Origin of the sequence: Diaminobutyricimonas aerilata, assembly GCF_002797715.1 — a bacterium.
Classification (GTDB): Bacteria; Actinomycetota; Actinomycetes; order Actinomycetales; family Microbacteriaceae; genus Diaminobutyricimonas; species Diaminobutyricimonas aerilata.
The window spans coordinates 2,862,353-2,880,158 of the sequence record NZ_PGFF01000001.1 but is presented as its reverse complement, the minus strand read 5'-3'; the positions used below and the strand labels follow the sequence as shown (position 1 = coordinate 2,880,158).

The 17,806-nt window shown below is 68.2% G+C and carries 29 protein-coding genes; 28 read left to right on the top strand and 1 reads right to left on the bottom strand.

The window, feature by feature from the left end:
- Positions 1 to 3: 3 nt before the first annotated feature.
- The 27 genes from rplC to rplQ all read left to right on the top strand — a co-directional run bounded on the left by rplC (position 4) and on the right by rplQ (position 14,744).
- Entirely contained in the window at positions 4 to 657 is a 654-nt protein-coding gene (rplC, locus tag CLV46_RS13920; RefSeq protein ID WP_100365332.1) for a 50S ribosomal protein L3, read from the top strand.
- Between the two features lie 2 nt (positions 658 to 659).
- Complete coding sequence (gene rplD / locus CLV46_RS13915) at positions 660 to 1,313, top strand: 50S ribosomal protein L4 (protein ID WP_100365331.1); 654 nt, start codon at positions 660 to 662, stop codon at positions 1,311 to 1,313.
- Positions 1,310 to 1,609, top strand: a complete 300-nt coding sequence (gene rplW, locus CLV46_RS13910; RefSeq protein ID WP_100365330.1) for a 50S ribosomal protein L23 — start codon at positions 1,310 to 1,312, stop codon at positions 1,607 to 1,609. Before rplD ends, rplW begins: the two co-directional genes overlap by 4 nt.
- Positions 1,610 to 1,626: 17 nt before the next feature.
- Positions 1,627 to 2,463, top strand: coding sequence for a 50S ribosomal protein L2 (gene rplB, locus CLV46_RS13905; RefSeq protein ID WP_100365329.1), 837 nt, complete (start codon positions 1,627 to 1,629; stop codon positions 2,461 to 2,463).
- Positions 2,464 to 2,478: 15 nt separating this feature from the next.
- Positions 2,479 to 2,760 (top strand): 30S ribosomal protein S19, encoded by a 282-nt coding sequence (rpsS, locus tag CLV46_RS13900; RefSeq protein ID WP_100365328.1) that lies wholly within the window; start codon positions 2,479 to 2,481, stop codon positions 2,758 to 2,760.
- A 25-nt stretch (positions 2,761 to 2,785) separates the two neighbouring features.
- Positions 2,786 to 3,196, top strand: coding sequence for a 50S ribosomal protein L22 (gene rplV, locus CLV46_RS13895; protein ID WP_100365327.1), 411 nt, complete (start codon positions 2,786 to 2,788; stop codon positions 3,194 to 3,196).
- On the top strand, positions 3,196 to 3,951 hold the full coding sequence (gene rpsC / locus CLV46_RS13890) for a 30S ribosomal protein S3 (protein WP_100365326.1): 756 nt from the start codon (positions 3,196 to 3,198) through the stop codon (positions 3,949 to 3,951). Before rplV ends, rpsC begins: the two co-directional genes overlap by 1 nt.
- Positions 3,952 to 3,953: 2 nt before the next feature.
- Entirely contained in the window at positions 3,954 to 4,373 is a 420-nt protein-coding gene (rplP, locus tag CLV46_RS13885) for a 50S ribosomal protein L16 (RefSeq protein ID WP_100365325.1), read from the top strand.
- On the top strand, positions 4,373 to 4,693 hold the full coding sequence (rpmC, locus tag CLV46_RS17080; protein WP_100365324.1) for a 50S ribosomal protein L29: 321 nt from the start codon (positions 4,373 to 4,375) through the stop codon (positions 4,691 to 4,693). The genes rplP and rpmC overlap by 1 nt, the downstream gene beginning before the upstream one ends.
- Positions 4,693 to 5,010 (top strand): 30S ribosomal protein S17, encoded by a 318-nt coding sequence (gene rpsQ, locus CLV46_RS13875; protein WP_100365323.1) that lies wholly within the window; start codon positions 4,693 to 4,695, stop codon positions 5,008 to 5,010. Before rpmC ends, rpsQ begins: the two co-directional genes overlap by 1 nt.
- A 28-nt stretch (positions 5,011 to 5,038) precedes the next feature.
- Positions 5,039 to 5,407: a 50S ribosomal protein L14 gene (gene rplN, locus CLV46_RS13870; protein ID WP_100365322.1), complete on the top strand. Its 369-nt coding sequence runs from the start codon at positions 5,039 to 5,041 to the stop codon at positions 5,405 to 5,407.
- A gap of 3 nt (positions 5,408 to 5,410) precedes the next feature.
- Positions 5,411 to 5,806, top strand: coding sequence for a 50S ribosomal protein L24 (gene rplX, locus CLV46_RS13865; protein ID WP_100365321.1), 396 nt, complete (start codon positions 5,411 to 5,413; stop codon positions 5,804 to 5,806).
- Entirely contained in the window at positions 5,806 to 6,396 is a 591-nt protein-coding gene (gene rplE / locus CLV46_RS13860) for a 50S ribosomal protein L5 (RefSeq protein ID WP_100365320.1), read from the top strand. Before rplX ends, rplE begins: the two co-directional genes overlap by 1 nt.
- Positions 6,397 to 6,465: 69 nt before the next feature.
- On the top strand, positions 6,466 to 6,864 hold the full coding sequence (rpsH, locus tag CLV46_RS13855) for a 30S ribosomal protein S8 (protein ID WP_100365319.1): 399 nt from the start codon (positions 6,466 to 6,468) through the stop codon (positions 6,862 to 6,864).
- 6 nt (positions 6,865 to 6,870) lie between these two features.
- On the top strand, positions 6,871 to 7,407 hold the full coding sequence (gene rplF / locus CLV46_RS13850) for a 50S ribosomal protein L6 (protein ID WP_100365318.1): 537 nt from the start codon (positions 6,871 to 6,873) through the stop codon (positions 7,405 to 7,407).
- 2 nt (positions 7,408 to 7,409) lie between these two features.
- Positions 7,410 to 7,781 carry a 50S ribosomal protein L18 gene (gene rplR, locus CLV46_RS13845; protein WP_100366071.1) on the top strand — a complete coding sequence of 124 codons (372 nt, stop codon included), beginning with the start codon at positions 7,410 to 7,412 and terminating at the stop codon, positions 7,779 to 7,781.
- Positions 7,778 to 8,473 (top strand): 30S ribosomal protein S5, encoded by a 696-nt coding sequence (gene rpsE / locus CLV46_RS13840; RefSeq protein ID WP_100365317.1) that lies wholly within the window; start codon positions 7,778 to 7,780, stop codon positions 8,471 to 8,473. The genes rplR and rpsE overlap by 4 nt, the downstream gene beginning before the upstream one ends.
- The gene (gene rpmD, locus CLV46_RS13835) at positions 8,473 to 8,658 is read left to right on the top strand and encodes a 50S ribosomal protein L30 (protein WP_100365316.1); all 186 of its coding nucleotides are present in this window, start codon (positions 8,473 to 8,475) and stop codon (positions 8,656 to 8,658) included. The genes rpsE and rpmD overlap by 1 nt, the downstream gene beginning before the upstream one ends.
- Positions 8,658 to 9,317: a 50S ribosomal protein L15 gene (rplO, locus tag CLV46_RS13830; RefSeq protein WP_100365315.1), complete on the top strand. Its 660-nt coding sequence runs from the start codon at positions 8,658 to 8,660 to the stop codon at positions 9,315 to 9,317. Before rpmD ends, rplO begins: the two co-directional genes overlap by 1 nt.
- 111 nt (positions 9,318 to 9,428) lie before the next feature.
- On the top strand, positions 9,429 to 10,748 hold the full coding sequence (gene secY / locus CLV46_RS13825) for a preprotein translocase subunit SecY (RefSeq protein WP_100365314.1): 1,320 nt from the start codon (positions 9,429 to 9,431) through the stop codon (positions 10,746 to 10,748).
- Entirely contained in the window at positions 10,745 to 11,344 is a 600-nt protein-coding gene (locus CLV46_RS13820; protein ID WP_245866881.1) for an adenylate kinase, read from the top strand. Before secY ends, CLV46_RS13820 begins: the two co-directional genes overlap by 4 nt.
- Positions 11,345 to 11,539: 195 nt before the next feature.
- Entirely contained in the window at positions 11,540 to 11,761 is a 222-nt protein-coding gene (infA, locus tag CLV46_RS13815; RefSeq protein ID WP_100365313.1) for a translation initiation factor IF-1, read from the top strand.
- A gap of 68 nt (positions 11,762 to 11,829) precedes the next feature.
- The gene (gene rpmJ, locus CLV46_RS13810) at positions 11,830 to 11,946 is read left to right on the top strand and encodes a 50S ribosomal protein L36 (RefSeq protein ID WP_100365312.1); all 117 of its coding nucleotides are present in this window, start codon (positions 11,830 to 11,832) and stop codon (positions 11,944 to 11,946) included.
- Between the two features lie 157 nt (positions 11,947 to 12,103).
- A complete protein-coding gene (rpsM, locus tag CLV46_RS13805) occupies positions 12,104 to 12,484 on the top strand; it encodes a 30S ribosomal protein S13 (protein ID WP_100365311.1) in 381 nt (126 codons plus the stop codon).
- A 32-nt stretch (positions 12,485 to 12,516) separates the two neighbouring features.
- Positions 12,517 to 12,915 (top strand): 30S ribosomal protein S11, encoded by a 399-nt coding sequence (gene rpsK, locus CLV46_RS13800; protein WP_100365310.1) that lies wholly within the window; start codon positions 12,517 to 12,519, stop codon positions 12,913 to 12,915.
- Positions 12,916 to 13,075: 160 nt separating this feature from the next.
- Positions 13,076 to 14,068 carry a DNA-directed RNA polymerase subunit alpha gene (locus tag CLV46_RS13795; RefSeq protein ID WP_100365309.1) on the top strand — a complete coding sequence of 331 codons (993 nt, stop codon included), beginning with the start codon at positions 13,076 to 13,078 and terminating at the stop codon, positions 14,066 to 14,068.
- 52 nt (positions 14,069 to 14,120) lie between these two features.
- On the top strand, positions 14,121 to 14,744 hold the full coding sequence (rplQ, locus tag CLV46_RS13790) for a 50S ribosomal protein L17 (protein WP_100365308.1): 624 nt from the start codon (positions 14,121 to 14,123) through the stop codon (positions 14,742 to 14,744).
- Positions 14,745 to 14,809: 65 nt separating this feature from the next.
- On the opposite strand, the gene CLV46_RS13785 is transcribed toward rplQ, so the two are convergent.
- Positions 14,810 to 16,717 (bottom strand): acyltransferase family protein, encoded by a 1,908-nt coding sequence (locus CLV46_RS13785; protein WP_245866879.1) that lies wholly within the window; start codon positions 16,715 to 16,717, stop codon positions 14,810 to 14,812.
- A 76-nt stretch (positions 16,718 to 16,793) separates the two neighbouring features.
- Between CLV46_RS13785 and ligD the strand changes: the two genes are divergently transcribed.
- Positions 16,794 to 17,804 (top strand): non-homologous end-joining DNA ligase, encoded by a 1,011-nt coding sequence (ligD, locus tag CLV46_RS13780; protein ID WP_100365307.1) that lies wholly within the window; start codon positions 16,794 to 16,796, stop codon positions 17,802 to 17,804.
- Positions 17,805 to 17,806 lie beyond the last annotated feature (2 nt).

Sequence of the window (17,806 nt, the reverse complement as noted above, 5' to 3'; positions counted from 1 at the left end):
GCCATGCCTACCGCCACCACTACGACCAAGGGTCTGCTGGGCACCAAGCTCGGCATGACGCAGGTCTGGGACGAGAACAACCGCCTCGTGCCGGTCACGGTCATCGAGATCACTCCGAACGTCGTGACCCAGGTCCGCTCGGAGGAGAAGGACGGCTACGTCGCCGTCCAGATCGCCGCCGGCCAGATCGACCCGCGCAAGGTCAACAAGCCCGCGTCGGGCCACTTCAAGGCCGCCGGCGTCACGCCACGCCGCCACCTCACCGAGGTGCGCACCGCCGACGCCGCCGAGTACACCCTCGGCCAGGAGCTCACGGTCGACACGTTCGAGGCCGGCCAGCTGATCGACGTCGTCGGCACCAGCAAGGGCAAGGGCTTCGCCGGTGTCATGAAGCGCCACAACTTCAAGGGCGTGAGCGCGTCGCACGGTTCGCACCGCAACCACCGCAAGCCCGGTTCGATCGGCGCCTCGTCGACGCCGAGCCGCGTCTTCAAGGGCATGCGGATGGCCGGACGTATGGGTGGCGAGCGCGTCACCGTCCTCAACCTCAAGGTCCACTCGGTCGACGCCGAGAAGGGCCTGCTGCTGGTCAAGGGTGCCGTTCCCGGCGCCCGCGGCCGCATCGTCTTCGTCCGCAACGCCGTGAAGGGAGCCTGACCATGGCTACCACCGTCGACGTCATCGACCCGCAAGGCAAGAAGTCCGGCACGGTCGAGCTGCCCGCCGAGATCTTCGACGTGCAGACCAACGTCCCGCTCCTGCACCAGGTCGTCGTCGCGCAGCTCGCGGCCGCGCGCCAGGGCACGCACAAGACCAAGGGTCGCGGCGAGGTCTCCGGCTCCGGCGTCAAGCCGTTCAAGCAGAAGGGCACCGGCCGCGCCCGTCAGGGCTCGGTGCGCATGCCGCAGCACCGTGGTGGTGGCATCGTGCACGGACCCGTGCCCCGCGACTACTCGCAGCGCACCCCCAAGAAGATGATCGCCGCGGCTCTGCTCGGCGCCCTCTCGGACCGCGCCCGCGGTGACCGCGTGCACGTCATCGAGTCGCTCGTGGCCGGCGAGGTCCCCTCGGCGAAGTCCGCGATCGACCTGCTCGCCACCATCGCGACCAGCAAGCACGTGCTCGTCGTGCTCGAGCGCGAGGACGAGGTGGGCCTCAAGAGCGTCCGCAACATCCCGACCGTCCACGTGCTGCCGGCCGACCAGCTGAACGCCTACGACGTGCTCGTGAGCGACGACATCGTCTTCACCAAGGCCGCTTTCGAGCGCTTCGTGGCGGCGAAGACCGCGAACAAGGAAGAGGTCAGCGCATGAGCGGCCGCAACAAGGACCCGCGCGACATCATCATCGCGCCCGTCGTGAGCGAGAAGAGCTACGGCCTGATCGATGAGGGCAAGTACACCTTCGTCGTCGACCCCCGTGCCAACAAGACCGAGATCAAGCTGGCCGTCGAGAAGATCTTCGACGTCAAGGTCGACTCGGTGAACACGCTCAACCGCACCGGCAAGACCCGCCGCACGCGTTTCGGCGCCGGTAAGCGCAAGGACACCAAGCGCGCCATCGTCACGCTCAAGTCCGGCTCCATCGACATCTTCACGGCTGTCGGCTAAGGGCCAGGGAGAACATCATGGCTATTCGTAAGTACAAGCCGACGACCCCCGGTCGTCGCGGCTCGTCGGTCGCCGACTTCGCCGAGATCACGCGTTCCACCCCGGAGAAGTCGCTGCTCAAGCCGCTTCCGAAGACCGGTGGCCGCAACAACTCCGGCCGCATCACGACGCGTCACATCGGTGGTGGCCACAAGCGCCAGTACCGCGTGATCGACTTCCGTCGCAACGACAAGGACGGCGTCAACGCCAAGGTCGCGCACATCGAGTACGACCCGAACCGCACCGCGCGCATCGCGCTGCTGCACTTCGTGGACGGCACCAAGCGCTACATCCTCGCTCCGAACAAGCTCGGTCAGGGCGACATCGTCGAGTCGGGTCCCGGCGCGGACATCAAGCCCGGCAACAACCTGCCGCTGCGCAACATCCCCGTCGGTACGGTCGTGCACGCGATCGAGCTCAAGCCGGGTGGAGGCGCCAAGCTCGCCCGCTCGGCCGGCGCCTCGGTGCGTCTCGTCGCCAAGGACGGCCCCTACGCCCAGCTGCGTCTGCCCTCGGGCGAGATCCGCAACGTCGACGCGCGCTGCCGCGCGACGATCGGCGAGGTCGGCAACGCCGAGCAGTCGAACATCAACTGGGGCAAGGCCGGCCGTCTGCGCTGGAAGGGCGTCCGCCCGACCGTCCGTGGTGTCGCGATGAACCCGATCGACCACCCGCACGGTGGTGGTGAGGGCAAGACCTCCGGTGGCCGTCACCCGGTGAGCCCCTGGGGCCAGAAGGAAGGCCGCACCCGTCGCCCCAACAAGGAGAGCGACAAGCTCATCGTCCGCCGTCGCACCGTCGGCAAGAAGCGCTAGTAGGAGTCAAGAGGAATGCCACGCAGTCTGAAGAAGGGCCCCTTCGTCGACGACCACCTGCTTCGCAAGGTCGTCACGCAGAACGAGGCCAAGACCAAGAACGTCATCAAGACCTGGTCGCGCCGCTCGATGATCGTCCCCGCCATGCTGGGTCACACGATCGCCGTGCACGACGGTCGCAAGCACATCCCCGTGTTCGTGACCGAGACCATGGTCGGACACAAGCTCGGCGAGTTCGCGCCGACGCGCACCTTCCGTGGACACGAGAAGGACGACAAGAAGGGCCGTCGCCGCTGACGCGGTGACGTGAGGAGGAGAAGAAATGGTGGAGTCGATCGCCCGCGTGCGACACATCCGCGTGACGCCTCAGAAGGCCCGTCGTGTCGTGGACCTCATCCGTGGGAAGCAGGCCGTCGAGGCCCTCGCGATCCTGAAGTTCGCCCCGCAGGGCGCCAGCGAGCCGGTCTACAAGCTCGTGGCCTCCGCGATCGCGAACGCCCGGGTCAAGGCGGATGCCGAGAACTCGTATCTCGACGAGCAGGACCTGTACGTGGCCCGTGCCTTCGTCGACGAGGGAACGACGCTCAAGCGTTTCCAGCCGCGCGCGCAGGGTCGTGCGTTCCGCATCAACAAGCGCACCAGCCACATCACGGTCGTCCTCGCGACGCCGGAGGCCGCCGACGCCACGTCGTCGCGACCCGCGCGCACCGCTAACAAGAAGGCGAGCAAGTAATGGGCCAGAAGGTCAACCCGTACGGCTTCCGTCTCGGCATCACGACCGACCACGTCTCGCGGTGGTTCTCCGACTCGACCAAGGCGGGTCAGCGTTACCGCGACTTCGTGGCCGAGGACGTCAAGATCCGCAGCCTGCTGAAGACGCAGCTCGACCGCGCGGGCGTCGCCCGCATCGAGATCGAGCGCACCCGTGACCGCGTCCGCGTGGACATCCACACGGCGCGTCCCGGCATCGTGATCGGCCGCCGCGGCGCCGAGGCCGAGCGCATCCGCGCCGACCTCGAGAAGCTCACCGGCAAGCAGATCCAGCTCAACATCCTCGAGGTGAAGAACCCCGAGGCCGAGGCCCAGCTCGTCGCGCAGGGCATCGCCGAGCAGCTCAGCGCCCGCGTGGCCTTCCGCCGCGCGATGCGCAAGGGCCTGCAGGGCGCCCAGCGCGCCGGCGCCAAGGGCGTCCGCATCCAGGTCTCCGGCCGCCTCGGCGGCGCGGAGATGAGCCGCTCCGAGTTCTACCGCGAGGGTCGGGTTCCGCTGCACACGCTGCGCGCGAACATCGACTACGGCTTCTACGAGGCCCGCACCACCTTCGGCCGCATCGGCGTGAAGGTGTGGATCTACAAGGGCGACATCACCAATAAGGAACTCGCTCGCGAGCAGGCGAACCAGAAGTCGTCGCGCCCCGAGCGTCGTGACGGCGACCGCCGCCGTGGCCCGCGGGCCGAGGCGCCTGCCGCAGCAGGAGTTGAGGCGTAACCATGTTGATCCCCCGTCGAGTCAAGCACCGCAAGCAGCACCACCCCGGCCGCAGCGGTCAGGCGACCGGTGGCACCCAGGTGTCGTTCGGTGAGTTCGGTATCCAGGCCCTGACGCCCGCTTACGTGACCAACCGTCAGATCGAGTCCGCTCGTATCGCGATGACGCGTCACATCAAGCGTGGCGGCAAGGTGTGGATCAACATCTACCCCGACCGTCCGCTCACGAAGAAGCCCGCCGAGACCCGCATGGGTTCCGGTAAGGGTTCGCCCGAGTGGTGGGTCGCCAACGTCAAGCCGGGTCGCGTCCTCTTCGAGGTCGCCGGCGTCAACGAGCAGCTCGCTCGTGAGGCCATGACCCGTGCCATCCACAAGCTGCCCCTCAAGGCACGCATCATCAAGCGCGAGGAGGGCGACGCCTGATGGCGATCGGATCCAAGGAGCTGGCCCCGGCCGAGCTCGACACCTTCGAAGACGAGCGTCTCGCCGACGAGCTGAAGAAGGCCAAGGAGGAGCTGTTCAACCTGCGCTTCCAGTCGGCCACCGGTCAGCTCGAGAGCCACGGCCGACTGCGTGCCGTGAAGCGCGACATCGCCCGGATCTACACCGTGATCCGCGAGCGCGAGCTGGGCATCCGTGCCACGCCCGTCCCCGTCGAGGCCGCCCCGGCCAAGACGACCCGCAAGAGCAAGAAGTCCGAGGCCGCCGAGGCCCCGGCCGAGAAGGCTGAGGAGGCCAACTAATGGCGCAGGCCAAGCAGGCTGCCGCCGGCCACGAGTCGGCCGAGCACGACGTCAAGGATGTGGGCGCCCGCGGTTACCGCAAGACCCGCCGCGGCTACGTGGTGAGCGACAAGATGGACAAGACCATCACCGTCGAGGTCGAGGACCGCGTCAAGCACCCGCTGTACGGCAAGGTCATCCGCCGCACCTCCAAGGTGAAGGCGCACGACGAGGCCGGCACCGCCGGCGTCGGCGACCTCGTGCTCATCAGCGAGACCCGTCCGCTGTCCGCCACCAAGCGCTGGCGCCTGGTCGAGATCCTCGAGAAGGCCAAGTAGGCCTCGCGCCTACTTGTAGGAGAGAGAAATGCTTCAGCAGGAATCGAGAGTCAAGGTCGCCGACAACACCGGCGCCAAGGAGCTGCTCACCATCCGCGTGCTCGGTGGATCCGGTCGGCGTTACGCCGGCCTCGGTGACGTCATCGTCGCCACGGTCAAGGACGCGATCCCCGGTGGCAACGTCAAGAAGGGCGACGTCGTCAAGGCGGTCATCGTCCGCACGGTCAAGCAGACCCGTCGTCCCGACGGGTCCTACATCAAGTTCGACGAGAACGCCGCCGTCATCCTGAAGAACGACGGGGACCCCCGCGGTACCCGCATCTTCGGACCGGTCGGCCGTGAGCTGCGCGACAAGCGGTTCATGAAGATCATCTCGCTCGCCCCGGAGGTGCTGTAAGCCATGGCGAAGATCAAGAAGGGCGACCTCGTGCAGGTCATCAGCGGGCCCAGCCAGGCCCGCGGTGGTGACCGCGGCAAGCAGGGTCGCGTCATCGAGGTGCTCGTCGAGAAGAACCGCGTGATCGTCGAAGGCGTCAACTTCGTGACCAAGCACGTGCGCGTCGGCCAGACGCAGCGTGGCACGAAGACCGGCGGCATCGAGACGCACGAGGCTCCCATCCACATCTCGAACGTCGCGCTCGTCGACCCCGACACGAAGCAGCCGGCCCGCGTCGGCTTCCGCGTCGAGACCGATGAGGCCGGCAAGACCTCCCGCGTGCGCTACTTCAAGCCGTCACGTCGGGCCGAGACCAAGAAGTCGACTGCCAAGAAGTCGACCAAGAAGGACGCTGAGTAATGACTGACACCGCTGCTGCGCAGACTGGCACAATCCAGCCGCGCCTCAAGCAGAAGTACCGCTCGGAGATCGTTCCGCAGCTGCAGAAGGACTTCGGCTTCACCAACGTGCACCAGGTGCCGCGACTGGTGAAGATCGTCGTCAACACCGGTGTCGGCGAGGCCGCCCGCGACGGCAAGGTCATCGACGGTGCCGTGCGCGACCTGACCCTCATCACCGGTCAGAAGCCGCAGGTCACCCGTGCCCGCAAGTCCATCGCGCAGTTCAAGCTGCGTGAGGGCATGCCCATCGGCGCCCACACGACCCTGCGCGGCGACCGCGCATGGGAGTTCCTCGACCGTCTGCTGTCGCTCGCGCTGCCCCGCATCCGTGACTTCCGCGGCCTGTCGGACCGTCAGTTCGACGGCAACGGCAACTACACCTTCGGTCTCTCGGAGCAGAGCATGTTCCACGAGATCGACCAGGACAAGATCGATCGCGTCCGCGGTTTCGACATCACCGTCGTCACCACGGCCAAGACCGACGACGAGGGTCGCGCCCTGCTGCGCGCTCTCGGTTTCCCCTTCCGGTCGAACGACCAGAACCAGTAACAACGATCGGCGAGGTCGGCACCCGGTGTACCGGATGCCGAAACCGGCCGAGAACAGGACGACGAACACATGACGATGACAGATCCGGTCGCAGACCTGCTGACCAGACTGCGCAACGCGAACTCGGCGCACCACGACTCCGTGTCGCTGCCGAGCTCGAAGCTCAAGACCCACATCGCGGACATCCTCAAGACCGAGGGTTACATCGCCGACTGGCGGGTCGAGGATGCACGCGTCGGCTCGACGCTCACCATCGACCTCAAGTACGGCCCCAACCGTGAGCGCTCCATCGCGGGCATCAAGCGCGTGTCCAAGCCCGGCCTCCGGGTGTACGCGAAGTCCACCGAGATCCCCCACGTGCTGGGCGGCCTCGGTGTGGCCATCCTCTCCACCTCGTCCGGTCTGCTGACCGACCGCGAGGCGACCAAGAAGGGCGTGGGTGGGGAAGTCCTCGCCTACGTGTGGTGATCCGTCATGTCTCGAATCGGACGTCTTCCCATTGAGATCCCGTCGGGCGTCGACGTGGCCGTCGCAGGCCGCGACGTCACCGTCAAGGGCCCGAAGGGCGAGCTGAAGCTCACCGTCGCCAACCCCATCGAGGTCAAGGTCGAAGAGGGCACCGTGCTCGTCACGCGCCCCGACGACGAGCGCGAGTCGCGTTCGCTGCACGGCCTCACCCGCACGCTCATCGCCAACCAGATCGTCGGCGTGACCCAGGGCTACACCAAGGGCCTCGAGGTCGTCGGCACCGGTTACCGCGTGCAGGCCAAGGGCTCCTCGGTCGAGTTCGCGCTCGGCTACTCGCACCCCATCACGGTGGACCCGCCCGCGGGCATCACGTTCACCGTCGAGGGCAACAACAAGCTGACCGTCAGCGGCATCGACAAGCAGGCCGTGGGCGAGGTCGCCGCCAACATCCGCAAGCTCCGCATGCCCGAGCCCTACAAGGGCAAGGGTGTGCGTTACGCCGGCGAGAACGTGCGGCGCAAGGCCGGAAAGGCTGGTAAGTGATCATGGCTCTGGGCACCAGAGGAAAGAGCAAGTCGGCGGCCAAGGACCGCAGGCACGCCCGCCTTCGCAAGAAGGTCGTGGGCTCCGCCGAGCGTCCCCGCCTCGTCGTCACCCGTTCGGCCCGTCACGTCTTCGTGCAGGTCGTCGACGACACCAAGGGCCACACCGTGGCCTCCGCCTCGACCATGGAGGCAGACCTCCGTGGCTTCGAGGGCGACAAGACGGCCAAGGCCCGTCGTGTCGGCGAGCTCGTCGCCGAGCGCGCGAAGCAGGCCGGAGTCGAGGCCGTGGTCTTCGACCGCGGTGGTAGCAAGTACGCCGGTCGTGTCGCCGCGATCGCCGATGGAGCTCGAGAGGGCGGGTTGAACCTGTGAGCGACGCAACGAACAAGGACCAGGTCCAGGTGGCCGTGGTCAACGAGACCCCGGTGGAGACGGCTGCGTCGTCCGCGCCGCAGCAGGAGCCGCGCGAGCAGCGCCGCGGTGGCCGTGAGCGCAACCCCAACCGCGACCGTGGATCGCGCGACGACAAGAGCCAGTTCCTGGAGCGCGTCGTCACGATCAACCGCGTGTCGAAGGTCGTGAAGGGTGGTCGTCGCTTCAGCTTCACCGCCCTCGTGGTCGTCGGTGACGGCAACGGCATGGTCGGCGTCGGCTACGGCAAGGCCCGTGAGGTGCCGCTGGCGATCTCGAAGGGCGTCGAGGAGGCGAAGAAGAACTTCTTCCGCGTCCCGCGTTCGGCCCAGACGATCCCGCACCCGGTGCAGGGTGAAGCGGCTGCCGGTGTGGTGCTCCTGCGCCCCGCCGCCGCCGGTACCGGCGTCATCGCCGGTGGTCCGGTGCGTGCCGTGCTCGAGTGCGCCGGCATCCACGACGTGCTGAGCAAGTCGCTCGGCTCGTCGAACACGATCAACATCGTCCACGCGACGGTGGAGGCGCTCAAGCAGCTCGAGGAGCCGCGCGCCGTCGCCGCCCGTCGTGGACGCGAGTTCGAGGACATCGCCCCGGAGCGTCTCGTGCGCGCCGAGGCGGAGGCCCGTAACGCTGCCGCGAAGGTAGGTGCATGATGGCTGCTCGCCTGAAGGTGACCCAGATCAAGGGCAAGATCAGTGAGAAGCAGAACCAGCGCGACACGCTGCGCAGCCTCGGGCTCAAGCGCATCGGCGACGTCGTGGTCCGCGAGGACAACGAGCAGAACCGCGGCTACGTCCGCACGGTCGCTCACCTGGTGAAGGTCGAGGAGATTGACTGATGGCTGAAGAGACCAAGGCAGCCGAGGAGAAGCCGAAGAAGGCGCCGGCCAAGAAGCCGGCCGCCGAGAAGGCTGCTCCCGCTGCCGAGAAGAAGACGGCTGCCCCGCGCAGCCGCACCACGAAGGCCGCCGCCGACGCGGAGTCGACCTCGGAGACCACCACCGCCGCGCGCAAGCCGGCGGCGAAGGCCGCTGCGAAGTCGGACGACGTCGTGGCGCGCCAGCAGGTGCTCAAGGTGCACCACCTCCGTCCCGCCGCGGGCTCCCGCAAGGAGCGCACCCGCGTGGGTCGCGGTGAGGGCTCGAAGGGTAAGACCGCCGGTCGCGGTACCAAGGGCACGAAGGCGCGCTACCAGGTGCGCTCGGGCCTCGAGGGCGGCAACCTGAACCAGGTCATGCGTGCCCCGAAGCTGCGCGGGTTCAAGAACCCGTTCCGCGTCGAGTACCAGGTCGTGAACCTCGAGAAGCTGGCCGAGCTCTACCCCCAGGGCGGCGACGTGACCGTCTCCGACCTGGTGGCCAAGGGCGCCGTTCGCAAGAACGAGAAGGTCAAGGTTCTCGGAGCCGGCGACATTGCGGTTAAGCTGACAGTTGCAGTCGACAAGGTATCGAGCTCCGCGGAGCAGAAGATCGTCGCTGCGGGCGGTTCCGTCAAGTAGCAACAACGTGACGACGGTGGCCGCCCGCGAGGGCGGTCACCGTCGCTGCACGTGAGGTGGTCGAGACTGCCGTCACGGCAGACCACCGAACCACGAAACCCGGGAGGCCTCGTGTTCAGAGCCGTTGGGCGGATCTTCCGCACCCCCGATCTGCGTCGGAAGATCGGATTCACCCTCGGCATCGTCGCGCTGTTCCGGCTCGGGTCGTTCATCCCCGCACCGTTCGTCGACTTCGGCAACGTGCAAGCGTGCCTGGCGGGTAACGCCGGTACGTCGGGGCTCTACGACCTCGTCAACCTGTTCAGCGGCGGAGCCCTCCTCCAGCTGTCGATCTTCGCGCTCGGCATCATGCCGTACATCACGGCGTCGATCATCACGCAGCTCCTGCGTGTGGTCATCCCGCACTTCGACACCCTCTACAAGGAGGGCCAGTCGGGCCAGGCGAAGCTGACGCAGTACACGCGTTACCTCACCATCGCCCTCGGCGTGCTGCAGTCCACGACGCTCATCACGGTCGCGCGCAGCGGAGCCCTGTTCGGCTCCAGCAGCGCCGCCGAGTGCAGCCAGCTGCTCACCAACAGCGAGTGGTACGCCATCCTGCTCATGGTCGTCACCATGACCGCGGGTACCGGCCTCATCATGTGGCTCGGCGAGCTCATCACCGAGCGCGGCATCGGCAACGGCATGTCGCTGCTGATCTTCACCTCGATCGCGGCGACCTTCCCGCAGTCGATGTGGCGCATCGCCACCGAGTACAGCTTCGAGCTGTTCCTCGTGGTGCTCGCGATCGGCATCCTGATCATGGCCGCGGTCGTGTTCGTCGAGCAGTCGCAGCGCCGCATCCCGGTGCAGTACGCCAAGCGGATGGTCGGCCGTCGCACGTTCGGCGGCAACAACACCTACATCCCGATCAAGGTCAACATGGCGGGCGTCGTGCCGGTCATCTTCGCCTCGTCGCTGCTGTACCTGCCGGCGCTCGTCGCGCAGTTCAACCAGACCACCGACGGCAACAACCCCGAGTGGGTCAACTGGATCAGCACCTACCTGACGCGCGGTGACCACCCGCTCTACATGGCGCTGTACTTCCTGCTCATCGTCGGGTTCACCTACTTCTACGTCGCGATCACCTTCAACCCCGAAGAGGTCGCCGACAACATGAAGAAGTACGGCGGGTTCATCCCCGGCATCCGTGCCGGTCGACCGACTGCCGAGTACCTCGACTACGTGCTCACGCGCGTGACGCTCCCGGGTGCGCTCTACCTCGGCATCGTCGCGCTCATCCCGCTCATCGCCCTCGCCACCGTCGGTGCGAACCAGAACTTCCCGTTCGGCGGCGCGAGCATCCTGATCATCGTCGGCGTGGGCCTCGAGACGGTCAAGCAGATCGACTCCCAGCTGCAGCAGCGTCACTACGAAGGTCTTCTGCGTTGAGCGGCGGCACGCGGCTGCTCATCGTCGGCCCTCCGGGGGCGGGGAAGGGGACGCAGGCGGCCCGGATCTCGCACGCCTACGGCATCCCGACGATCTCCACCGGTGACATCTTCCGCGCCAACATCAAGAACGGCACGGAGCTCGGCCTCAAGGTGAAGGCGATCGTCGACGCGGGCGACTACGTGCCGGACGAGCTCACCAACGCGCTCGTGACCGACCGGCTGAACGAGGCGGATGCCGCGGGCGGCTTCCTGCTCGACGGCTACCCCCGCACGACCGACCAGGTGCGCTACCTCGACGAGCTGCTCGCCTCGCACGGGCACGCGCTCGACGTGGTCATCCGGCTCGTCGCGGATCAGGACGAGATCGTGGAGCGCTTGCGCCGCCGCGCCCTCGAACAGGGCCGCATGGACGACTCCGAGGAGGCGATCCGTCACCGCCAGGAGGTCTACACCCGCGAGACGGAACCGCTCATCGCGATGTTCCGCGATCGCGGCCTGCTGCTCGAGGTCGACGGTCTCGGTGCGATCGACGACGTGGCCGCGCGCATCGCCGCCGGCCTCGCCGGTCGCGGGCTGCAGCCCCGCGCCGCCTGAGCCCGTCCGGGGCGTGCCGATCGCAGCGGCGGAGTATAGCCGCGGTTTGGCGAAACGCCCGGAATGATCTAAGCTTGACCCTTGGTGTTTCATGCCCGCCTTTCGGCGTGCCGCGGTCCGGTCTCCGGATGCCGGAAGCACCAAATCATCCATCCGCACGACCGGTAGTTCCTACCTGCAAGCGACGAAGAGGCTATGGCCAAAAAAGACGGTGTCATCGAGATCGAAGGCTCGGTGCTGGAAGCTCTGCCCAACGCGATGTTCCGCGTCGAGCTGAGCAACGGGCACAAGGTCCTCGCCCACATCTCGGGGAAGATGCGCCAGCACTACATCCGGATCCTCCCCGAGGACCGCGTGATCGTGGAGCTGAGCCCGTACGACCTGACCCGCGGCCGGATCGTCTACCGCTACAAGTAGGAGCCGCTGGAAAGTAACGGCCCGCGCGCGTCAGCGCGAGGGTACGAAGACAGCGAGAGAAGAAGAACATGAAGGTCAAGCCGAGCGTCAAGCCCATCTGCGACAAGTGCCGCGTCATCCGCCGGCACGGCAACGTGATGGTCATCTGCAAGAACGACCCGCGCCACAAGCAGCGCCAGGGCTGATCGGCTCCGGTCGCGGCGACGCGGCCGGAACGCAGACTCCACAACTGAACATCGAGAACGGCAGCATCAGATCCCGCTTCGGCGGGGGACACCTCGGGGCGGAGGCCCGGGCACCGATGCTGCTCCACACCTCCACTCACTCACAGGAGAAGCCACCATGGCACGTCTGGCAGGAGTCGACATCCCGCGCGAGAAGCGCGTCGAGGTCGCACTGACGTACATCTACGGAGTCGGCCGCACGAGGGCACTCAAGACCCTCGCCGACACCGGCATCAGCGGGGACATCCGGGTCAAGGACCTCACCGACGACCAGCTGGTCGCGCTGCGCGACTACATCGAGGGCAACTACAAGGTGGAGGGTGACCTCCGTCGCGAGGTCGCCGCCGACATCCGCCGCAAGGTCGAGATCGGCAGCTACGAGGGTCTGCGTCACCGTCGTGGCCTGCCCGTGCGCGGACAGCGCACCAAGACCAACGCGCGTACCCGCAAGGGCCCGAAGCGCACCGTCGCCGGCAAGAAGAAGGCCGGCCGCAAGTAACCGCTTGTCGCCAGATCTAGGAGAACTCACTCATGGCAGCACCCAAGTCGGCTACTCGCAAGCCGCGCCGCAAGGAAAAGAAGAACATCGCTGTGGGCCAGGCCCACATCAAGAGCACCTTCAACAACACCATCGTCTCGATCACGGACCCCTCGGGCGCCGTCATCAGCTGGGCATCGTCGGGTGGCGTGGGCTTCAAGGGCTCGCGCAAGTCGACCCCCTACGCAGCGCAGATGGCCGCCGAGTCGGCCGCTCGCCAGGCGCAGGAGCACGGCATGAAGAAGGTCGACGTCTTCGTCAAGGGCCCCGGCTCGGGTCGTGAGACGGCGATCCGCTCGCTGCAGGCCGCCGGCCTCGAGGTCGGTTCGATCAACGACGTGACGCCGCAGACCCACAACGGCTGCCGTCCGCCGAAGCGCCGCCGCGTCTGATTCCTTATGCAGATCGAGTAGGTCCCTCGCGGGCCTACTCGATCTGCGTCGGTCGCGCGATTCGCGCGACGCTCGCACAACTCAACAGAACCGACGGGCCCGCCACCCGGTCGTGATCACAAGTGTCATATAGCGGACACTTCGCCGAAAGGAATCCATCGTGCTCATCGCACAGCGCCCCACTCTCACCGAGGAGAACATCTCGGAGTTCCGTTCGCGGTTCATCATCGAACCGCTCGAGCCCGGCTTCGGCTACACCCTCGGCAACTCGCTCCGCCGCACCCTGCTGTCGTCGATCCCCGGCGCCGCCGTGACGAGCATCCGCATCGACGGTGTGCTGCACGAGTTCAGCACCGTCGCGGGCGTGAAGGAAGACGTCACCGAGATCATCCTGAACATCAAGAACCTCGTCGTCTCGAGCGAGCACGACGAGCCGATCACCGCGTACCTGCGCAAGCAGGGTGCCGGTCAGGTCACCGCCGCCGACATCTCGGCCCCGGCCGGTGTCGAGATCCACAACCCCGACCTCGTCATCGCGACGCTCAACGACAAGGCGAAGTTCGAGCTCGAGCTCACCATCGAGCGGGGCCGCGGCTACGTGTCGGCGACCCAGAACCGCAGCGAGTTCAGCGAGGCCGGTCAGATCCCGATCGACTCGATCTACTCGCCGGTGCTCAAGGTCACCTACCGCGTGGAGGCCACGCGTGCCGGTGAGCGCACCGACTTCGACCGTCTCGTCGTCGACGTCGAGACCAAGAACGCGATCACCCCGCGTGACGCGATCGCCTCGGCCGGCAAGACCCTCGTCGAGCTGTTCGGCCTGGCGCGCGAGCTCAACTCGGCCGCCGAGGGCATCGAGATCGGCCCGGCTCCGGTCGACGCCGTGCTCTCGAGCGAGCTCAGCATGCCGATCGAGGACCTCGACCTGTCGGTGCGCAGCTACAACTGCCTCAAGCGCGAGGGCATCAACACGGTCAGCGAGCTCGTCGCCCTCTCGGAGACGCAGCTGATGAACATCCGCAACTTCGGTCAGAAGTCCGTCGACGAGGTCAAGGACAAGCTCGTCGAGCTCGGACTGTCGCTCAAGGACACGGTGCCCGGATTCGACGGCGCCCACTTCTACGGCGGCTACGACGACGACGAGAACATCTGATCCCGTCGCCCGCGACTGCCTGACGAACTTCTGAACCTGGAGAACACGAACAATGCCTAAGCCGACCAAGGGCCCCCGTCTCGGTGGAGGGCCGGCGCACGAGCGTCTGCTGCTCGCCAACCTCGCCGCCGCCCTCTTCACCCACAAGCGGATCACGACGACCGAGACGAAGGCCAAGCGCCTCCGTCCGCTCGCCGAGCGCCTCATCACCTTCGCCAAGCGTGGCGACCTGCATGCGCGTCGTCGCGTGCTGAGCGTCATCGCCGACAAGGGCGTGGTGCACGAGCTCTTCACCGAGATCGCGCCCCTCGTCGCCGAGCGTGAGGGCGGCTACACCCGCATCACGAAGACCGGCTTCCGCAAGGGCGACAACGCGCCCATGGCCGTCATCGAGCTCGTGCTCGAGCCGGTGACCCCGAAGGTGCGCTCGACCAAGAAGACCGCCGCCGCCGCGCCCGTCGCCGAGGAGACCACCGTGGACGCCGACAGCACCGAGGCGAACGACGAGGTCGCCGCCGAGACCGGCGCCGACGAGGCCCCGGTCGAGCAGACCGACGCCGCCGCCGTCGAGGAGTCCGAGCCGATCGCCGAGGAGGAGCCCACCGAGGCTGCCGCCGAGGTCGAGGCCGACGCCGCTTCGAAGTCGGATGACGCCGCGTCGGACGACGCCAAGTAACACCCGTACGAACGAAGGGCCCCGCTCCGGTTGGAGCGGGGCCCTTCGCCGTTCCCGCGGGCGGGTCAGGACGGGCGCGGCGCGAGGCCGTAGTCGTTGGTGCGCAGCATCGGCGGCACCTCCGCCAGTCGCTGCAACGACGCGGTGAGCGCCTCGACGTAGACCTCGCCGCCGCCCGGACCGTCGGCGTGGATGTGGTCCTTCGCGAGCAGGTCGAGGTGCGGTGCGATCGCGGCCTGCCAGTTGCACAGATCCACGGTGCGGCGTTCCTGCGCGATGCGGGCGAGCAGCGCGTTGTTGCCGTCCGTCCAGCCGCGCGGAGCCTGCACGTTGACGAGCACGAGCTGGCGGTCGCCGATGATGTCGAGCACCCGTTCGACGGTGTCGCGTTCGAACGAGCCGTTCGTGCCGAGGCCGAGCACGACGATCGGACGGAGCGTGCCCGCGTCCTCCATCGCCTGCAGCAGCTCGGGCGCCTGGCGCATCTGCCGGGAGACGACCGCGTCGACCGCGATGCCGGGGAACGCCTCCTGCAGCGCGGGCGCGACGGCGAGCATCACGGAGTCGCCGACGGCGGTGATCTGATCCCCGCCCGGCAGCGGCGCCGGCTCGTCGGGCGTCTCCGCGGCGGAATCGAGCGCATCGCGCCCGGCCGCGATCTGCTGCTCGGCCTCGCCGCGACCGGGATCGTGCGCCACCGCGACCGCGGTCAGCAGCACTGCGGCGAGCGTCGCCGCCACCACCGCCGACCCGCGGATCGCACCGGCCCGCGAGCCGCGGAACGCCGCGACGGACCGCGCCGCCGCCCCACGGAATCCGAGACGCCGCACGGGCAGCTCCACCCACCGGTACGACGCGGCGGCCGCCCCGACGGCGAGCACCGTGGCCGCGCATCCGATCACCCACGACGACCATCCGCTGTCGGCGAGCGCGTCGTCGAGCAGCACGAACACCGGCCAGTGCCACAGATAGATGCCGTACGAGCGCTCGCCGACCCAGCGCAACGGCGGCGCATCGAGTGCGCGGCCGAGCCACGAGCCCGGCACCACGCCCCCCGCGATGACGCCGGCGGACAGCAGCGCGACGAGCGCGAGCCCGCCGCGGTAGGTCCACGGCGCGTCCTCGGTCATCGTGAGCGCGAGCACCACGAGACCGGCGAGCGAGCCGAGCGCGAGCGTCGACGCCCAGAACCGCAACCGCAGCGACCACGCGGGCGGTGCCGGCCACAGCTCGCGGAACACGGCGAGCGCGGCCCCGAGCAGCAGTCCGAACGCGTGCGTGTCCGTGCCGAAGTACACCCGGGTGGGGTCGCCGGTCCCCGGCGCGAGCACGATCATCGCGGCAGCGGATGCGGCGGCGAGTGCGGCGAGCACGCCGATCCGGATGCCGCGCGAACGCACGAGCAGCAGGAACGGGAGCGCGAGCGGCCACAGCAGGTAGAACTGTTCCTCGACGGCGAGGGACCAGAGGATGCGGAACAGCTCGGGTGTGCCCTGCTCGAAGTAGCTCGTGCCGTCGGCGAGCGCGAGCCAGTTGTAGCTGAACGTCGCGGCGCCGACGATCTGCCAGCCGAGCCCGAGCAGCGAGTCGCCGCCGATGAGCAACGCGACCGCGCCGCTCACGAGGACGACGACCGCGAGCGCGGGGAGCAGGCGGCGGGCGCGACGTACCCAGAACCGGGCGAGGGACGCCGCGTCGATCCCGCGCCGACCCGACGCGGTGTGCTCGCGCACGAGCAGCGTCGTGATGAGGAAGCCGCTGATGACGAAGAAGACGTCGACCCCGAGGAATCCGCCCGGCAGCAGCGCGGGGAACAGGTGGAAGAGCAGCACACCGGTGACCGCGAGCGCGCGGAGTCCGTCGAGACCAGCGAGGCGGCCGATGCGGGAGGGCCCCGCGGCGGGGTCCATCGAGCCCGGCGCGGCGACCGGGAGGTCACGCGCCGCGGAGGGAGAACGGTCGTGCGGGGTCATGGAACCCCGACAGCCTAACCCGAGCGCATCCGGCGTTCCCGTTCCGGCCGGGCTCCCCGCCCAGTAGGTTGAGCGCATGGCATCGGACGCCGTGACACTGACCGTCGGCACCCGCGAGGTGCGCATCTCGAGCCCGGGACGGGTGCTCTGGCCCGAGGTCGGGATCACCAAGTTGGAGCTCGCCGAGTACCTCGCCGCGGTCGGCGACGCGTTCGTCGCGGCGAACGGCGATCGTCCGGTCGCGTTGCAGCGGTTCCCGGACGGCGTCGACGGCGAGCAGTTCTTCTCGAAGAACCCGCCCCGCGGCGTGCCCGAGTGGGTGCGCACGACGGTCGTCACCTTCCCGAGCAAGCGCACCCATCCGATGCTCGTCATCGACGAGGCCGCGGCGGCCGTGTGGATGGCGCAGATGAATACGGTCGTGTTCCACCCGTGGCCGTCGCGCGCATCGGACTCCGACCACCCCGACCAGCTGCGCATCGATCTGGATCCGCAGCCCGGGCGCGGGTACCGCGACGCCGTCGCTGCCGCGCCGGTGCTGCGCGAGGTGCTGCGGGAGGCGGGCCTCGAGGCGTTCGTGAAGACCTCGGGCAACCGGGGGCTGCACGTGTTCGCGCCGATCGAACCGACGCACGACTACATCGACGTGCGGCATGCGGTCATCGCCGCGGCACGCGAACTCGAGCGGCGGATGCCCGACCAGGTGACGACCGCGTGGTGGAAGGAGGAGCGCGGCGAGCGCGTCTTCGTCGACTTCAACCAGGCGGCGCGCGACCGCACCATCGCGGGGGCGTACAGTCCCCGCCCGCTCGCCGCGGCCACCGTGTCGTGCCCGCTCGCGTGGGACGAACTCGACGAGTCCGACCCCGAGCGCTACACCGTTCGCACGGTGCCGGACCGGTTGCGCGCGATCGGGGACCCGTGGGCCGGCTTGAACGACACGCGCGGCGACATCGACGTGCTGCTCGAGTGGTGGGACCGGGATGTCGCGGCCGGGCAGGGCGAGATGCCGTACCCGCCGGACTACCCGAAGATGCCGGGGGAGCCGATGCGCGTGCAGCCGAGCCGCGCCCGCAACAAGGACTGACT

What these genes read in the sequence shown, in the direction of transcription:
- rplC (WP_100365332.1), top strand. Translation starts at nt 4, where the DNA reads ATGCCTACCGCCACCACTACGACCAAGGGTCTGCTGGGCACCAAGCTC.
- rplD (WP_100365331.1), top strand. Translation starts at nt 660, where the DNA reads ATGGCTACCACCGTCGACGTCATCGACCCGCAAGGCAAGAAGTCCGGC.
- rplW (WP_100365330.1), top strand. Translation starts at nt 1,310, where the DNA reads ATGAGCGGCCGCAACAAGGACCCGCGCGACATCATCATCGCGCCCGTC.
- rplB (WP_100365329.1), top strand. Translation starts at nt 1,627, where the DNA reads ATGGCTATTCGTAAGTACAAGCCGACGACCCCCGGTCGTCGCGGCTCG.
- rpsS (WP_100365328.1), top strand. Translation starts at nt 2,479, where the DNA reads ATGCCACGCAGTCTGAAGAAGGGCCCCTTCGTCGACGACCACCTGCTT.
- rplV (WP_100365327.1), top strand. Translation starts at nt 2,786, where the DNA reads ATGGTGGAGTCGATCGCCCGCGTGCGACACATCCGCGTGACGCCTCAG.
- rpsC (WP_100365326.1), top strand. Translation starts at nt 3,196, where the DNA reads ATGGGCCAGAAGGTCAACCCGTACGGCTTCCGTCTCGGCATCACGACC.
- rplP (WP_100365325.1), top strand. Translation starts at nt 3,954, where the DNA reads ATGTTGATCCCCCGTCGAGTCAAGCACCGCAAGCAGCACCACCCCGGC.
- rpmC (WP_100365324.1), top strand. Translation starts at nt 4,373, where the DNA reads ATGGCGATCGGATCCAAGGAGCTGGCCCCGGCCGAGCTCGACACCTTC.
- rpsQ (WP_100365323.1), top strand. Translation starts at nt 4,693, where the DNA reads ATGGCGCAGGCCAAGCAGGCTGCCGCCGGCCACGAGTCGGCCGAGCAC.
- rplN (WP_100365322.1), top strand. Translation starts at nt 5,039, where the DNA reads ATGCTTCAGCAGGAATCGAGAGTCAAGGTCGCCGACAACACCGGCGCC.
- rplX (WP_100365321.1), top strand. Translation starts at nt 5,411, where the DNA reads ATGGCGAAGATCAAGAAGGGCGACCTCGTGCAGGTCATCAGCGGGCCC.
- rplE (WP_100365320.1), top strand. Translation starts at nt 5,806, where the DNA reads ATGACTGACACCGCTGCTGCGCAGACTGGCACAATCCAGCCGCGCCTC.
- rpsH (WP_100365319.1), top strand. Translation starts at nt 6,466, where the DNA reads ATGACGATGACAGATCCGGTCGCAGACCTGCTGACCAGACTGCGCAAC.
- rplF (WP_100365318.1), top strand. Translation starts at nt 6,871, where the DNA reads ATGTCTCGAATCGGACGTCTTCCCATTGAGATCCCGTCGGGCGTCGAC.
- rplR (WP_100366071.1), top strand. Translation starts at nt 7,410, where the DNA reads ATGGCTCTGGGCACCAGAGGAAAGAGCAAGTCGGCGGCCAAGGACCGC.
- rpmD (WP_100365316.1), top strand. Translation starts at nt 8,473, where the DNA reads ATGGCTGCTCGCCTGAAGGTGACCCAGATCAAGGGCAAGATCAGTGAG.
- rplO (WP_100365315.1), top strand. Translation starts at nt 8,658, where the DNA reads ATGGCTGAAGAGACCAAGGCAGCCGAGGAGAAGCCGAAGAAGGCGCCG.
- infA (WP_100365313.1), top strand. Translation starts at nt 11,540, where the DNA reads ATGGCCAAAAAAGACGGTGTCATCGAGATCGAAGGCTCGGTGCTGGAA.
- rpmJ (WP_100365312.1), top strand. Translation starts at nt 11,830, where the DNA reads ATGAAGGTCAAGCCGAGCGTCAAGCCCATCTGCGACAAGTGCCGCGTC.
- rpsM (WP_100365311.1), top strand. Translation starts at nt 12,104, where the DNA reads ATGGCACGTCTGGCAGGAGTCGACATCCCGCGCGAGAAGCGCGTCGAG.
- rpsK (WP_100365310.1), top strand. Translation starts at nt 12,517, where the DNA reads ATGGCAGCACCCAAGTCGGCTACTCGCAAGCCGCGCCGCAAGGAAAAG.
- rplQ (WP_100365308.1), top strand. Translation starts at nt 14,121, where the DNA reads ATGCCTAAGCCGACCAAGGGCCCCCGTCTCGGTGGAGGGCCGGCGCAC.
- CLV46_RS13785 (WP_245866879.1), bottom strand. Translation starts at nt 16,717, where the DNA reads ATGACCCCGCACGACCGTTCTCCCTCCGCGGCGCGTGACCTCCCGGTC.
- ligD (WP_100365307.1), top strand. Translation starts at nt 16,794, where the DNA reads ATGGCATCGGACGCCGTGACACTGACCGTCGGCACCCGCGAGGTGCGC.